The organism is Streptomyces kurssanovii (assembly GCF_040677245.1).
Lineage (GTDB): Bacteria > Actinomycetota > Actinomycetes > Streptomycetales > Streptomycetaceae > Streptomyces > Streptomyces kurssanovii.
The window spans coordinates 20,017-34,934 of sequence record NZ_JBFAQK010000073.1 but is presented as its reverse complement, the minus strand read 5'-3'; the positions used below and the strand labels follow the sequence as shown (position 1 = coordinate 34,934).

General features: G+C 68.8%; 11 protein-coding genes and 1 tRNA gene. 10 read left to right on the top strand and 2 right to left on the bottom strand.

Features of this window, described 5'->3' with window-relative positions; translation table 11 throughout:
- The first annotated feature begins 704 nt into the window (after positions 1 to 704).
- Together AB0K36_RS31450 and AB0K36_RS31445 are read left to right on the top strand one after the other, a co-directional pair.
- Complete coding sequence (locus tag AB0K36_RS31450; RefSeq protein ID WP_364600729.1) at positions 705 to 2,069, top strand: pyridoxal phosphate-dependent decarboxylase family protein; 1,365 nt, start codon at positions 705 to 707, stop codon at positions 2,067 to 2,069.
- Complete coding sequence (locus AB0K36_RS31445; RefSeq protein ID WP_364600727.1) at positions 2,066 to 3,481, top strand: lysine N(6)-hydroxylase/L-ornithine N(5)-oxygenase family protein; 1,416 nt, start codon at positions 2,066 to 2,068, stop codon at positions 3,479 to 3,481. The genes AB0K36_RS31450 and AB0K36_RS31445 overlap by 4 nt, the downstream gene beginning before the upstream one ends.
- A 19-nt stretch (positions 3,482 to 3,500) precedes the next feature.
- Here AB0K36_RS31445 and AB0K36_RS31440 read toward each other — a convergent pair whose 3' ends face one another.
- Positions 3,501 to 5,312 (bottom strand): bifunctional metallophosphatase/5'-nucleotidase, encoded by a 1,812-nt coding sequence (locus tag AB0K36_RS31440; RefSeq protein ID WP_364600725.1) that lies wholly within the window; start codon positions 5,310 to 5,312, stop codon positions 3,501 to 3,503.
- Between the two features lie 159 nt (positions 5,313 to 5,471).
- On the opposite strand from AB0K36_RS31440, the gene AB0K36_RS31435 reads away from it, so the two are divergent.
- Complete coding sequence (locus AB0K36_RS31435; RefSeq protein ID WP_307705832.1) at positions 5,472 to 6,185, top strand: SIMPL domain-containing protein; 714 nt, start codon at positions 5,472 to 5,474, stop codon at positions 6,183 to 6,185.
- Between the two features lie 134 nt (positions 6,186 to 6,319).
- Positions 6,320 to 7,744: a pyruvate kinase gene (pyk, locus tag AB0K36_RS31430; protein WP_364600723.1), complete on the top strand. Its 1,425-nt coding sequence runs from the start codon at positions 6,320 to 6,322 to the stop codon at positions 7,742 to 7,744.
- 163 nt (positions 7,745 to 7,907) lie between these two features.
- On the opposite strand, the gene AB0K36_RS31425 is transcribed toward pyk, so the two are convergent.
- A tRNA-Leu gene (locus tag AB0K36_RS31425) sits at positions 7,908 to 7,980 on the bottom strand.
- Positions 7,981 to 8,080: 100 nt separating this feature from the next.
- Here AB0K36_RS31425 and AB0K36_RS31420 point away from each other — a divergent pair.
- The 6 genes from AB0K36_RS31420 (at position 8,081) to AB0K36_RS31395 (ending at position 14,847) form a co-directional block, all read left to right on the top strand.
- On the top strand, positions 8,081 to 8,737 hold the full coding sequence (locus AB0K36_RS31420) for an ANTAR domain-containing response regulator (protein ID WP_189472564.1): 657 nt from the start codon (positions 8,081 to 8,083) through the stop codon (positions 8,735 to 8,737).
- Positions 8,738 to 9,355: 618 nt separating this feature from the next.
- Positions 9,356 to 10,492 carry a branched-chain amino acid ABC transporter substrate-binding protein gene (locus tag AB0K36_RS31415; RefSeq protein WP_435877977.1) on the top strand — a complete coding sequence of 379 codons (1,137 nt, stop codon included), beginning with the start codon at positions 9,356 to 9,358 and terminating at the stop codon, positions 10,490 to 10,492.
- Between the two features lie 191 nt (positions 10,493 to 10,683).
- Entirely contained in the window at positions 10,684 to 11,607 is a 924-nt protein-coding gene (locus AB0K36_RS31410; protein WP_159693019.1) for a branched-chain amino acid ABC transporter permease, read from the top strand.
- Positions 11,604 to 12,989 carry a branched-chain amino acid ABC transporter permease gene (locus AB0K36_RS31405; protein ID WP_364600719.1) on the top strand — a complete coding sequence of 462 codons (1,386 nt, stop codon included), beginning with the start codon at positions 11,604 to 11,606 and terminating at the stop codon, positions 12,987 to 12,989. The genes AB0K36_RS31410 and AB0K36_RS31405 overlap by 4 nt, the downstream gene beginning before the upstream one ends.
- Positions 12,989 to 14,083 carry an ATP-binding cassette domain-containing protein gene (locus AB0K36_RS31400; RefSeq protein ID WP_364600717.1) on the top strand — a complete coding sequence of 365 codons (1,095 nt, stop codon included), beginning with the start codon at positions 12,989 to 12,991 and terminating at the stop codon, positions 14,081 to 14,083. The genes AB0K36_RS31405 and AB0K36_RS31400 overlap by 1 nt, the downstream gene beginning before the upstream one ends.
- Positions 14,080 to 14,847 carry an ABC transporter ATP-binding protein gene (locus AB0K36_RS31395; protein WP_189472556.1) on the top strand — a complete coding sequence of 256 codons (768 nt, stop codon included), beginning with the start codon at positions 14,080 to 14,082 and terminating at the stop codon, positions 14,845 to 14,847. Before AB0K36_RS31400 ends, AB0K36_RS31395 begins: the two co-directional genes overlap by 4 nt.
- Positions 14,848 to 14,918: the final 71 nt, after the last annotated feature.

Here is a 14,918-nt window from a genome sequence, read left to right as displayed (position 1 = left end):
CCGTAGGGGGAGATTGAGGGCACCGCGCGGAGCGCGGTACGCCGCCCGCAGGGCGGTACGGGGTCCGGGGCCTGCCCCGGTTTCGGGAAGGGGCGGGTAGGGGACAAGCTCCGCGCAGCGGACCACGCGCCCGCGGCGGCGAGGCCCTCGCGCCACGCTCCCGCCCGGCGGCCACGCCCTCGCGTAGCGGCCCCGCGCCGGGGCAGCGGAGCCCGTCCCCGGCAGGGGCCACGCTCCCGCCCGGCGAACCCGCCCCCGCCAGCGGATCCCGCGCGTCCAAGGGCCATGCCCCGCGCAGCGGACCACGCCCGCGCAGGGCGGTACGGGGTCCGGGGCTTGCCCCGGTTTCGGGAAGGGGCGGGGAGGGGACAAACTCCGCGCAGCGGACCACGCGCCCGCGGCGGCGAGGCCCTCGCGCCACGCTCCCGCCCGGCGGCCACGCCCCCGCTAGCGGACCCCGCGCCCGGGCAGCCCCCGCAGCGGCCCCGCCCCCGCCAGCGGACCCCACGCCCGGGCAGCCCCCGCAGCGGCCCCGCACCCCACCCCATACCAGCCGCCACCCCCCAGCCCCATCCCTCCCGCAAGGCGATACCACTTTCGGGTTCCGATCGTTGAGATCTGCGGGCGCCCCGCCGGGCCCCTCGACACCGTGGGGTGACACCCGTCGTGTGACACCCCCGCGCCTCGCCGAAGGACCCCGCCTCATGAACACCCCGCCCCTCGCGGGAGGAATCACCGGCCCCGACGCCCTGCGCCCCCTGCTCGCGCTCGTGCTCGACGCACTCGGCGAAGGCGCGATCGCCCGCGGCGGCCCCGTACCCGCCGGCGGGCCCGACGCCGTCGCCGCACGGATGCGCCAGAGCCTCGGGGACGTGATCCCCGAGCACGGCGCCGGCGCCGCCCCCGCCCTGCGCACCCTCGTCCGCGCCGTCGCCCACGGCGCCGCCGACCCCGCCGACCCCCTGTGCGCGGCCCACCTCCACACGCCGCCCCTCGCACTGGCCGTCGCCGCCGACCTCGCCGCCTCCGCGCTCAACCCGTCCATGGACTCCTGGGACCAGGCACCCGCCGCCTCCGAACTGGAGGCACAGGTCACCCGCGCACTCGCGACGGAGGTGTACCCCCGGCACACCGCCCCCGACGCCATCGTCACCACCGGCGGAACCGAGTCCAACCAGCTCGCCCTCCTCCTCGCCCGCGAGCGCGCCGGCACACCGGTCCAGGTCGTCTGCGACGACAGCACCCACCACTCGGTCGGCCGCGCCGCCTGGCTCCTGGGACTGCCCCGGCCGCACACCGTCACCCTGAACGACCCGGCCGCACTGGACGACACACTGACCCGCCTCCACGGCCCGGTCCTCGTCGTCGCCACCGCGGGCACCACCGACACCGGCCGCATCGATCCCCTCGGCCAAATCGCCGACCTCACCGACCGCCACCGCGCCGAACTGCACATCGACGCCTCCTACGGCGGCCCGCTCCTCTTCAGCACGGAACGCCGCCACCTCCTCACCGGCCTGGAGCGCGCCCACTCCGTCACGCTCGACCTGCACAAACTCGGCTGGCAGCCCGTCGCCGCCGGACTCCTCGCCGTACCCGACACCGCCCGCCTCGCGCCGCTCGGCCACACCGCCGAATACCTCAACGCGGAGGACGACACCGACGCCGGCCTGCCCGACCTCGTCGGCCGCTCCCTGCGCACCACCCGCCGGCCCGACATCCTCAAGATCGCTGTCACTCTCAAAGCACTCGGCCGCACCGGGCTCGCCGCCCTCGTCGACCGCACCTGCGCCGCCGCACACGACCTCGCGGACCTCATCGACAAGAACCCGCGCCTCGAGCTCTACGAACGGCCCACCCTCTCCACCGTCCTGTTCCGGCCCACCGGCGCGAGCGACGAACAGACGGCCGAGATCCGGCGCGCCCTGCTCGTACAGGGCCGCGCCGTCCTCGGCCGGGCCCGCGCCGACGGCCGGCTCTGGCTCAAGGCCACCCTGCTCAACCCCCACACCACCAGCGGCGCCCTGCAGACCCTCACCGACCTCGTGGAAGGCAGCACCCCCCGATGACCGCCACCCCACCGGCCCAGCAGCCCGACCGCCCCTACGACCTCGTCGGCATCGGCATCGGACCGTTCAACCTCTCCCTCGCCGCGCTCGCCCACGGCGTCCCCGGCGGGCTCGCCACCACCTTCTTCGAGCAGCGGTCCACCTTCCGGTGGCACCCCGGACTCCTCATCGAGGGCACCACCCTCCAGGTCCCGTTCCTCGCCGACCTCGTCACCCTCGCCGACCCGGCGAGCCCCTGGTCGTTCCTCAACTACCTGCGCGCCCGCGACCGGCTCTTCCCCTTCTACTTCGCGGAGCGCTTCCACATCCAGCGCGCCGAATACGACGCCTACTGCCGCTGGGTCGGCGACAACCTCCCCGGGCTGCACTTCGGCCACCAGGTCGACGCCGTCCGCTGGAACACCGAACGCGACCTGTTCGAGGTCGACTTCACCCAGCTCGACCCCGACGGCGAGGCCGAGGCACTGGGCCGCGCCTACACCCGCAACGTCGCACTCGGTGTCGGCACGGAGCCGTACGTACCCGAACCGCTGCGCCCGCTCGCCGACGCGCCCAGCGTGCCCGTCCTCCACTCCGCCGACTACCTGGAGCACCGCGACCGGCTCCTCCGCGCGGAGCACGTCACCGTCATCGGCTCGGGCCAGTCCGGCGCCGAAGTGTTCCTCGACCTGCTGCGCGCCCGCCCCGCCGGGGCCGAGAAGCTCCACTGGCTCACCCGCACCGAAGCCTTCGCACCCATGGAGTACTCCAAGCTCGGCCTCGAACACTTCACCCCCGACTACACCCGCTACTTCCACGCCCTGCCGGAAAAGGTCCGCGGCGAGCTGCTGCCCCGCCAATGGCAGCTCCACAAAGGCATCGACGCCGACACCATCACCGCCATCCACGACGAGCTCTACCGCCGCAGCCTGCACGGCGGCTGGCCCGACGCCGTCCTCACACCCGGCGTCACCGTCCGCACCGCCGGCCGGGTCGCCACCACCCAGGTCGAGCTCCACCTCGAACACATCCAGCAGGGCACCCGCTCCCGCCTCACCACCGACGCCGTCGTCCTCGCCACCGGCTACCGCGAACGCCCGCTCACCCGGCTCCTCGCCGGCATCGACCCCTACATCCGCCGCGACCGTGCCGGACGCCCCCTCGTCGACAGCGAATTCCGCCTCGACCTCGACCCCGCCGTCAGCGGATCCCTCTACGTACAGAACGCCGAACGCCACACCCACGGCGTCGGCGCCCCCGACCTCGGGCTCGCCGCCTGGCGCAGCGCGAGCATCCTCAACTCCCTCACCGGCAAGGAGCCCTACCCCCTGCCCCGCCGCACCGCCTTCACCCGCTTCGGCCTCCAGCAGCAGGAGGCGCCCGGCATTCCCGGCCAGACGCCCCCGCTCACGCCACTGGAATCACAGCGCTAGACAGCCCACCCGGGGAGGTCTAGAACACCGGCACACCGTCCCGCGTCAGCTTCCAGCCCACCGAAGCGAACTCCGCCGGATCCACCGAACCCTTCGCCTGCACCCACGCGATGATCGTGTTCCGGATCTCCTCCGAATTCGCCCACAGCTGCTGCGCCGCGGCGATGTGCGGGAAATTGCCGCCCCCGCTCGCCCGGTAGTTGTTCACGGCGAGCACGAACCGCGCGGCCGGGTCGACCGGCGCACCCTCGAAGGACAGCTTCACGATCCGCGAACCCGCCGGCTTCGCGATGTCGACCTCGTACGTCAGACCCGACACCGCGTCGTAGTTGTAGTCCGGCGTCCCGTTCGCGTTCGTCAGCTTCGACGTGTCCACCGGCGCCCCCGCCGGAGTCTGCACGTAGTACCGGGCCGAGAACTCCAGGTACTCCTTCAGCTGCGCACCCGTCATCAGCCGCGCCTCGAGGGTGTTCTCGAAGGGGTACAGCCCCGCCGCGTCCTTGATCGTCACCCGGCCCGCCGGGATCGCCGCCGTCCGGGAGAAGCACGACGCCTGCGACAGCACCGGCAGCGCCGCGAACTCGCCGCCCGCCAGCGCGGCCTTCACCGTCTCGGCCTGGACATGGTTGATCAGGTCGATGATCGGCTCGTCCTTCCACGGCGCGTCGGCCGTGGACATCGCCGCCGTCGACGTGCCGATCACCTGATTGACGTACGCCACGACCTTCTTGTGCTCGTCACCCAGCAGACCCGTGATCTCCGGGTCCTCGGCGACCGTGTTCGAGTTCAGGACCTGCGCCCCGACCCGCTCCACCACCCAGCGGCCCCTCTCCCACACCAGGTCGAAGTCGAACAGCGTCAGCCGCTGCCCCCACTTCAGCGGCTCGGACAGAACCACCCGCTGACCCGTCTCCTTGTTGGTGACGAAGTACTCCGGTATCTCGGTGTGCGCGTGGCCCACCAGAATCGCGTCGATACCGGGCACCTGCTCGGCCACCAGACCCGCCGCGTTCTCGACGTACGGCAGCTGGTCACCGTACGAGGACGTGCCGCTGGAACCCGAATGCGCCGAGACGACCACCACGTCCGCACCCATCGAGCGCAGCTTCGGCACCCACTTCGCCGCCTGCTCCTCCAGACCGGGGAAGACCATCTTCCCGCTCACGTTCTGCTTGTCCCAGATCGCGATGCCAGGATTCGTCAGACCGAGCACGGCCACCCGCACATCACGCCCGTGCGGCGTGCGCAGACGGTGCATGCTGTACGGCGGGAACGCCGGCCGCAGCGTCTTCGCGTCCAGCGCGTTCGCCCCCAGCAGCGGGAAGTCGCACTGCTCCTCGAACTTGCGCAGCACCGGGATGCCGTAGTTGAACTCGTGGTTGCCGAGCGCCGCGGCGTCGTAGCCGATGGCGTTCATCGCCTGCGCCATCGGGTGCACCGGACCGCGCTCCGCCGTGATCGGGTCGACCTTGGCGTAGTAGTACGACAACTGGGTGCCCTGGATCGTGTCACCGGCGTCGATCAGCAGCGTGTTGCTCCGGCCCTTCTCCTCACGGATCCGGTTCACCAGCGTCGAGATCTTCGCCAGGCCCACGTCGTTGTGCGCCTTGTCGTCGAACTCCTTGTCCGTGAAATAGTCCCAGTTGAAGACATTCCCGTGCAGATCGGTCGTCCCCAGCACGGTGAACGAATACCGCTTCCGCGGACGTCCGTGCCCATGGTCCTTGCCCCGCTCCTCGGCCACCGCGGGCGCGGCGGCGGCACCCGCGACAGCGACACCCACCCCGGCGGCGGCCGACCGCTCCAGGAACGTCCTACGGTTCAGCGGCATTTCGTCTCCCTCGATCACATGCACAACGCGCGTAGATTCTGGCCTACGCGCCACCCACGCAACACCCCTGCCAGGTTTCGATCCGATGTCCGGCCGGAGCCGACTGTCCGAGCCGGATGCGACAGTGGTGCGACCGGCCCACCGCACGAGGGAGACACCATGGACGACGCCACACCCCCCACTCCCACCGCCCCCTACGCCACCCCCGAACAACCGCGCGTCGCCGTACGCGGCGAGGCACGCATCGAATTCGACCCCGAGATCGCCCGCATCGGCATCACCATCAGCGCCCGCGGCAAGGACCGACGCACCGCCCTCGAAGACCTCACCCGCCGCAACGCCGCCGCACTTGACCTCGTCAAGTCGTACGGCCAGGCGGTCGAAAAGCTCGAGACCGGCGCATTCTCCGTCACACCCCAACTCACCCAGCACGGCCGCGGCGAACGCATCCACGCCTACCACGGCCGCGTCCACATCACCGCCGTACTGAGCGACTTCACCGCCCTCGGCGAGCTCACCACCCGCCTCGCCGACCTCGAACTCACCCACGTCAACGGCCCCTGGTGGTCACTGCGCCCCGACTCGCCCGCCCACGGCGAAGCCCGGCGCCAAGCCGTACGCGAAGCCGTCCAACGCGCCCGCGAATACGCCGAAGCCATCGGCGGCCGCCTCTCCGCCCTCGTCGAACTCGCCGACATCGGAGCCGAAGCCGCCCCGCCCCGCTACGCGATGCCCGCCCCGCCCGGCAGCGCGCGCGGCTTCGCCGGAGCCGCCGGCGCAGAAGCCGCACCCGCCCTCGACCTCGAACCACAGCGCCAGACCGTCTACGCCCAGGTGAACGCGCGCTTCACCATGACGCCGCCGCAATTGTGAGCGGAAGGCGCCCCCTGCTCATCCGAGCGCCCCTGCGCACAATTCAACACTTGTCAATAGCCCTTCATGTAAAGGTTGTTGGGTAGTCATGCACGCCCAATTCTCTACCGACCGGTAAGCCATAGGCTCGAAACATGCGCCGAGCAAAAATCGTCTGCACCCTGGGCCCCGCAACCGACACGTACGAGCAGATCAAGGCACTCGTCGACGCCGGCATGGACATCGCCCGCTTCAACCTCAGCCACGGCACCTACGCCGACCACGAGGAGCGCTACCACCACGTACGAAAGGCCTCCGACGACACCGGCCGCAGCATCGGCATCCTCGCGGACCTTCAAGGCCCGAAGATCCGCCTCGGCCGCTTCCGCGAGGGACCCGTACTGCTTGAACGCGGCGACACGTTCACCATCACCACCGAGGACATCGAGGGCGACCGCCACATCTGCGGCACCACCTACCAGGGACTCGCCTCCGACGTCAGCCGCGGCGAACGCATCCTCGTCGACGACGGCAAGGTCGCCCTCGAGGTCACCGCCATCGACGGCCCCCGCGTCACGACCACCGTCGCCGAAGGCGGCATGGTCTCCGACCACAAGGGCCTCAACCTCCCCGGCGTGGCCGTCTCCGTCCCCGCCCTCTCGGAAAAGGACATCGAAGACCTCCGCTGGGCCCTCGGCATCGGCGCCGACATCATCGCCCTCTCCTTCGTCCGCAGCGGCAAGGACATCGTCGACGTCCACCGCGTCATGGACGAGGAAGGCCGCCGCCTCCCCGTCATCGCCAAGGTCGAAAAGCCGCAAGCGGTCGAGAACATCGACGACATCGTCGCCGCGTTCGACGGAATCATGGTCGCCCGCGGCGACCTCGGCGTCGAAATGCCCCTGGAACAGGTACCGATCGTGCAGAAGCGGGCCATCAAGCTCGCCAAGCGCAACGCCAAGCCGGTCATCGTCGCCACCCAGATGCTCGACTCGATGATCGACAACTCCCGCCCTACCCGCGCCGAAGCCTCCGACGTCGCCAACGCCGTCATCGACGGCACGGACGCGGTGATGCTCTCCGGCGAGACGAGCGTCGGCAAATACCCGGTCGAAACGGTCCGCACCATGGCGCGCATCGTCATCGCGGCAGAAGAGGACGTCCTCGCCAAGGGCCTGCCCCCGCTGACCGACCGGAACAAGCCGCGCACCCAGGGCGGCGCCGTGGCCCGCGCGGCCGCCGAGATCGGCGACTTCCTCGGCGCAAAGTTCCTCGTCGCCTTCACCCAGTCCGGCGACACCGTCAAGCGCCTCTCCCGCTACCGCTCGCCGATCCCCCTCCTCGCCTTCACCCCCGACCCCGCCACCCGCTCCCAACTCAACCTCACCTGGGGCGTCGAGACCTTCCTCGGCCCGCACGTCGAGTCCACCGACGCGATGGTCGCCCAGGTCGACGAGGAACTGCTGCGCATCGGCCGCTGCGAGCGCGGCGACATCGTGGTCATCACGGCCGGCTCCCCGCCCGGCGTCGCGGGCTCGACGAACCTGGTCCGCGTACACCGCATCGGCGAGAGCCTGTAACGGGGCGCGGGACGGTCAGTACTTCGGCCCGACGTGCGCGTCCATGAGGACGACGGAGGCGCGTCGGGCTACGGGGATGCTCTGTGAGCCGGCCGGGAAGGCGGAGGAATTCCGTTCGAGACCGGGCACGTCCAGCGGCACGACCTTGGAAATGAGGAGAAAGTACCCCGGGTGGGATTCGAACCCACGCTGGATGGTGTTTGAGACCACTGCCTCTACCGCTGGGCTACCGGGGTATCCTTCGAAATGAAGGTCGGCGATCACCCGCCGTGTCCCTACCTTACAGGAGCTCGGTAGGCTCTTGGGAGCAGTAACGCCCCGCCCCGAGGAGCCCCAGTGACCGCCCCCGAGTCGCCCCAGCCCACCGCCGATGACGACGACAAGTCGCACGTCCCGCCCCTGACGACCCGTGTCGTCATCGCCGAGGACGAGGCGCTCATCCGGCTCGATCTCAAGGAGATGCTCGAGGAGGAGGGGTACTCGGTCGTCGGCGAGGCCGGTGACGGACAGCGGGCCGTGGAGCTGGCGCGGGAGCACCGGCCGGATCTGGTGATTCTCGACGTGAAGATGCCCGTGCTCGACGGGATCTCCGCGGCGGAGAAGATCGCGGAGGAGTCCATCGCCCCGGTCCTGATGCTCACCGCGTTCTCGCAGCGCGACCTCGTGGAGCGGGCGCGGGACGCCGGTGCCATGGCGTATCTGGTGAAGCCGTTCAGCAAGAGCGACGTCGTGCCGGCGATCGAGATGGCGGTGTCGCGGTTCACCGAGCTCAAGGCGCTCGAGCAGGAGGTCGCGGATCTTTCGCAGCGGCTGGAGACGCGCAAGCTGGTGGACCGGGCGAAGAGCATTCTGCAGACGCAGTACGGGCTGACGGAGCCGGCGGCGTTCCGGTGGATCCAGAAGACGTCGATGGACCGCCGGCTGTCGATGCAGCAGGTGGCGGAGGCGGTCATCGAGGACGCCGAGGAGAAGAAGGCCGCGAAGGGGCAGTAGTCGGCGGCAGCGCGCTCGGCGGTCCGGACGACGGGCGGAGGGGCGGCGTCCGGTCGCGGAACGAATGGGTTGAATTGCGGCGGGCCTCCGGTCACTTGGTGACCGGGGGCCCGGTGCTGTTGTGGGGGAAGTTGTGAAGGTCGTTTTCGATTCGGCCGCGCGGCGGGCCTCCGCGCGCTACGGTGGCGCGACCCGGCCGGAGGGGTGTCGTCCGGTGAGACGGAGGTGCTCTGTGCGGCGTGCGGGCGGGGTTACGCAGGGGCGTGTTCCGGCCAGGTCGTGTGACCGAGGCGGGGGAGAACGTCGCAGTTCAGAGCGTTGGCAGGGTCTGCGGAAATGTGGTCGTGAAGATCATGTGGGAGTTTGTCGGGAACTTGTGGATCACTGCTGACATGTCCGGTCGCCGGTAAGGAGTGTTCTGTTTCCGGCGCATGACTCAGGTCACAGGGCGATCACACATCTTCCGGTCACCTATCCGTGTGCCCGAACGCGCGATTACATTCCCCGCACACCGCCCGGACAAGCGGTGTCCTGTGAGGGGATGCCAACTTCCCCCACTGACAAGATCGTTCGCGCGGCTCCGAGGGGTTCGTAGTGCTGAACAAGACCATCATCAAAATGGCTATACCGCTGGCCGTGGGTGCTCTGGCCCTGACCGGGTGCGGCAGCGACTCCGGCAGCGGCGACGGTGCCGTGAAGATCGCTTTCCAGGGTCCGCTCTCCGGCGACAACGTCGCGCTGGGCGAGAACATGCAGAACGGCGTGAAGCTGGCCATCGACCAGGCCAACGCCAAGGGCGACCTCGACTTCAAGCTCGAGTACGTCGCCGGTGACGACCAGGGTCTGCCGGACAAGGCCACGGCCGCCGCGCAGAAGATCATCGACGACGAGAGCGTCGTCGCCGTGGTGGGCCCCGCCTTCTCCGGGCCGACCAACACCTCTTCGCCGCTGTACGCGGAGTCCGGTCTGGTGACGGTTTCGCCGTCCGCGACCAACCCGCTGCTGACGGACAAGGAGAACGGTTTCACCAGCTTCCTGCGCGGTGTCCCCAACGACAACATGCAGGGCGCCGGCATGGCGACCTACTACGCCAAGAAGCTGCAGGCGAAGAAGGTCTACCTGATCGACGACAAGACCGACTACGGCGTGGGCCTGGCGACTGTCGCCGAGAAGGGTCTGAAGGACGCCGGTATCGAGGTCGTCAAGAAGTCCGTCCCGCAGAAGACGCCGGACTACTCCGCGACCGCGAAGGACGTCGTCAACTCCAAGGCCGACGCGCTGATCTACGCCGGTTACTACCAGGACGCGGCTCCGTTCGCGAAGAAGCTGAAGGACGCCGGCTACAAGGGCGCGGCGATCTCCGGTGACGGTACGAACGACATGAAGTTCGTCGAGCTCGCGGGTGACGCCTCCGAGAACTGGTTCCTCACCTGCCCCTGCACCGACGCCACCGTCGAGGCGGGCACGAAGAAGTTCGCCGAGGACTACCAGAAGGAGTTCGGCCGCGCGCCGGGTACGTACTCCGCCGAGGCGTACGACATCGCCAACATGATCATCGCCGAGGTCAAGAAGTCGGGTGCGGACGTCGAGCGTGAGGCTCTGCGTGACGCGCTGGCGAAGGCCTCCTACAAGGGCCTGACGAAGACCTTCTCCTTCGGTGAGAACGGTGAGTTCACCGGCACCGACGTCTACCTGTACCAGGTCAAGGGCGGCAAGATCGGGTACCAGGGCAACATCAACGAGCTGGCCGGCTGACGCTGGGGCTTAGTGGCTGATGCCATGCGACAGGGGGCCGGGAGGCGGTAGTTCTCCCGGCCCCCGTCCGCGAAGTGGGGCGGCCGGTTCCCTGACCGGTGCCTCCCACTGTTTCGAATGATTCGCCCGCGGGCCGCCCTCGTCGCCACGAGCGCCGCCGCCCGCTCAGCTCCCACAAGGAAGTCTGCTCCATGTCCCTTCAGGAATTCTGGGACTACCTCGTCCTAGGGGTGATGCTCGGCTCGCTGTACGCCGTCATCGCCATCGGCTACACCCTTGTCTACGGCGTGCTGCAGCTGATCAACTTCGCGCACAGCGAGGTCTTCATGCTCGGCGCCTACGGCAGCCTCATCGTCCTTCAGCTGGTCAGTCCGGGGGACAACCCGTCCGCTCTTGCGTCCATCGGCTTCGTCGCTCTCGCCATGGCGGGGTCGGCGCTGTTCGGCGGCGTCACGGCGTACGGCCTGGAGAAGGTCGCGTACCGACCACTACGCAGACGTGGCGCGCCGCGGCTGATCTTCCTGATCACCGCGATCGGTGCCTCGTTCTTCCTGTACAACCTGGCCGGCAAGCTGTTCGGGCGTGACCCGCTGCCGCTGCCGGAAATGTACGACAACCACACCGTGTTCTCGCTGTTCGGCGCGGGTGTGAACATCACTCAGATGCTCCAGTTCGCGACGGCCGTGGTCATGATGGTCGCGCTGGACCTGCTGGTGACCCGCACGAAGCTCGGCAAGGGCATCCGCGCGGTCGCCCAGGACGCCGAGGTCGCCGGTCTGATGGGCGTCGACATCGACAAGGTCATCTCACGCACCTTCATCATCGGCGGTGTGCTGGGCGGTGTGGCGGGCTTCCTGTTCGCCAACCTGAACCAGGTGTCGTACACGATGGGCTTCATACCCGGTATCACCGCGTTCGCCGCGGCCGTCGTCGGCGGTATCGGCAACATCCGCGGTGCGATGTTCGGCGGCATTCTGATCGGCATCGTGGAGACGATGACGGTGCCGCTGCTCGGTGACGAGTGGCGCAGCGTCTCGGCCATGGTCGTGCTGATCCTTGTGCTGATGTTCCGCCCGATGGGCATCCTCGGTGAGCGAGTGGGGAGGGCGGCATGAGTACGGTCGACACCTCGAAGAACCTGACGCCGTCTGCGGCGTCGAAGCTGCGCCGTACGGCGTGGTACCAGACGGAGCGTTTTTCCCGTCTGTGGGCGATGATCGCCCTGGGTGTGCTGCTGGCCCTGGTGACGGGCGAGCAGGGCAACACGCGTGACATCTTCTTCTCGATCGAGGACACGTTCACCGGTCCCAACCTGTGGGTGTGTCTTGGTCTTACGGTCGGTGTGTGGGCGCTGCGGGAGTTCGCGGCGACGCCGATCAAGGGTGCGGTCACGAAGGCCAAGGAGTCGGCCGGTTCGGCTGTCTCCGGTGGCCCGGTGGGCACGCTGCGGGAGCGGCTGCGGTCCGACAAGCGGGTGAAGCTGGGTGGTATCGCCCTCCTGCTGATCCTGGTCCTGGTCATTCCGTCGGGTCTTGAGCGGACCTGGCAGACGGTGCTGGTGGACCAGATCGCGATCTTCGCGCTGCTGGCGATCGGCCTCAACGTGGTGATCGGCTGGGCGGGTCTGCTGGACCTGGGCTTCTTCGCCTTCTTCGCCGTGGGTGCCTACTCGACGGCGTACTGGACGGGCCGGCTCCCGATCGAGCCTCCGGTGGTGCTGAACAACTTCTGGGTCATCCCCGTCGCGGTGATCACGTGTCTGATCTGTGGTCTGCTGCTGGGTGCTCCGACGCTTCGGCTCCGGGGTGACTACCTGGCGATCGTGACGCTCGGTTTCCACGAGATCATCTACCTGGTGGCGAAGAACGCGGACGGGCTCACGGGCGGTCCGCAGGGTGCCCGGCTGATCCCGGACTTCTCCATCGACTTCGCGGGTCTCGAGTACAAGTGGTCGATCAAGCCGCTGCCTTACTGGTACCTGCTGGTCTTCTTCATCGTCCTGGTGATCATCCTGTTCTCGCGCCTCGAGCACTCGAGGGTGGGACGTGCGTGGACGGCGATCCGTGAGGACGAGATCGCGGCCGCGGCGAACGGCGTCAACACGGTGCAGTTCAAGCTGATGGCGTTCGCGATCGGCGCTTCGACGTCGGGTGTCGCGGGTGTGATCTTCACCAGTAAGTACGGGTACATCAACCCGGAGGTCTTCCCGCTTCTGCAGTCGATCCTGATCCTGGCGTACGTCATCTTCGGCGGCATGGGTTCGATCCCGGGTGTGCTGATCGGTACGGCGATCCTGGTGTGGCTGCCGGAGGCGCTGAAGGACTGGGTGGACCCGTCCGACCGGTACATGTATCTGGGCGCGCTGCTGGTGATCATGATGATCTACCGGCCTCAGGGTGTCTGGCCGTCCCGGCGAAGGCAGCGTGAGCTGAAGATGGCTGAGGAAGGCATCGGCGACGCGGACGCGATGTCCGAGCCGGCGGGAGGCAAGATCTGATGAGCACGGACGTGAAGAGCGACGCGACGGCCGGTGCGCAGCCTTCGGCCGGTGGCACCGATCTGGTGCTGCAGGCGTCGGATGTGACGCTGCGGTTCGGCGGGTTGACCTGTCTGGACCATGTGGACGTCAACATGTGCCGGGGCGAGGTCCTGGCGGTGATCGGGCCGAACGGTGCGGGTAAGACCTCGCTGTTCAACTCGCTCACCGGGGCGTACACCCCGCAGGAGGGCAAAATCGTCTTCCGTTCGAAGGACGGCGACGAGAAGTCCCTGCTGGGCAGCAAGCCGCACATCGTCAACCGTGTGGGTGTGGCGCGTACGTTCCAGAACATCCGGTTGTTCGGTGCGCTGACGGCGCTGGAGAACGTCAAGATCGCGGCGGAGACCCGGCTGAAGGCCGGCCCTGTCTCGATCATGCTGGGTCTGCCGAACGCCCGTAAGGCGGAGCGGCTCAGTGACGAGCGTGCGCACCGGCTGCTGAAGTTCGTGGGCCTGGAGGACAAGCTCAACGAGATCGCGGGCAGCTTGTCGTACGGTGACCAGCGCAGTCTGGAGATCGCGCGGGCGCTGGCCACCGATCCGCAGGTGCTGCTGCTGGACGAGCCGGCCGCCGGTACGAACCCGACGGAGAAGCTGGAGCTGGAGCAGCTGATCCGCCGTATCAACACGGAGCTGGGCATCAGCGTGCTGCTCATCGAGCACGACATGCGTCTGGTGATGTCGGTGGCGGACCGGGTGATGGTTCTCAACTTCGGCAAGAAGATCGCCGAGGGGACGCCGAGCGAGGTGCAGCAGCACCCGGCGGTGATCGAGGCCTACCTGGGCGCGTCGGCGGAGGACGCGGAGGTGGTTCAGGCCGCCATCGCGGAGCAGCATGTGGCGACGGACGGTCCGGAGGAGCCGGCGTCGGCCGACTCCGCGTCCGAGGAACCGGGTTCGGAAGAGCCCGCATCCGAGGACCCGGGTTCGGACGAGCCTGCTTCGGACGGGTCCGCGGCGGACGATGCCTCTGACGAGGCGTCGGACGATGCGGGGTCGTCGGACGGAACGGCGCCGGGCGGGACGACGGCGGACGAGGAGAGCGGCAAGTGAGCACCACGACCGAGCTGCAGAAGGACGCCGGTACGGCGGGCACTTCGGAAGAGACGCTGCTCGAACTGAAGAGCATGCGCGTGTTCTACGGCGCCATCGAGGCCATCAAGGGCATCGACCTGACCGTGCGCAAGGGCGAGATCGTGGCCCTGCTCGGCGGTAACGGCGCGGGCAAGACGACGACGCTGCGCACCGTCTCGGGCATGCTCCAGCCGCGCCACGGTGAGGTGCTGCTGCGCGGTGAGCGCATCGACGGCATCAAGTCGCACGAGCTCGTGCGGTTCGGTATCGGTCATGTGCCGGAGGGCCGCCGGGTCTTCTCGACGATGACCGTGCGGGAGAACCTGGAGATGGGCGCTTACCGCTTCAGCTCGGTCGACATGGCCGAGATGGACCGGGTGTTCACGCTCTTCCCGCGTCTGGCCGAGCGGCGCGCGCAGCAGGCGGGCACGTTGTCGGGCGGTGAGCAGCAGATGCTGGCGATCGGCCGTGCCCTGATGGGCAAGCCGGAGCTGCTGTTGCTGGACGAGCCGTCGATGGGCCTCGCGCCGCTGATCGTGCAGCAGATCTTCGAGATCATCGAGGAGATCAACAAGCAGGGCACGACGGTGCTGCTGGTGGAGCAGAACGCCACGCAGGCGCTGGGTCTGGCGAACCGCGGCTACGTCCTGGAGACGGGTGAGGTCGCGATGTCGGGGCCGGCGGCGGATCTGCTGGCGGACAACCGGATCCGTGCGGCGTACCTCGGTGAGGGCGCGGCCTGACGGTCCGTTCAGCGATGAGGAGGGGCCGGGAAGCATCTGCTTCCCGGCCCCTTTCCGTGTCCTGCGGGTCT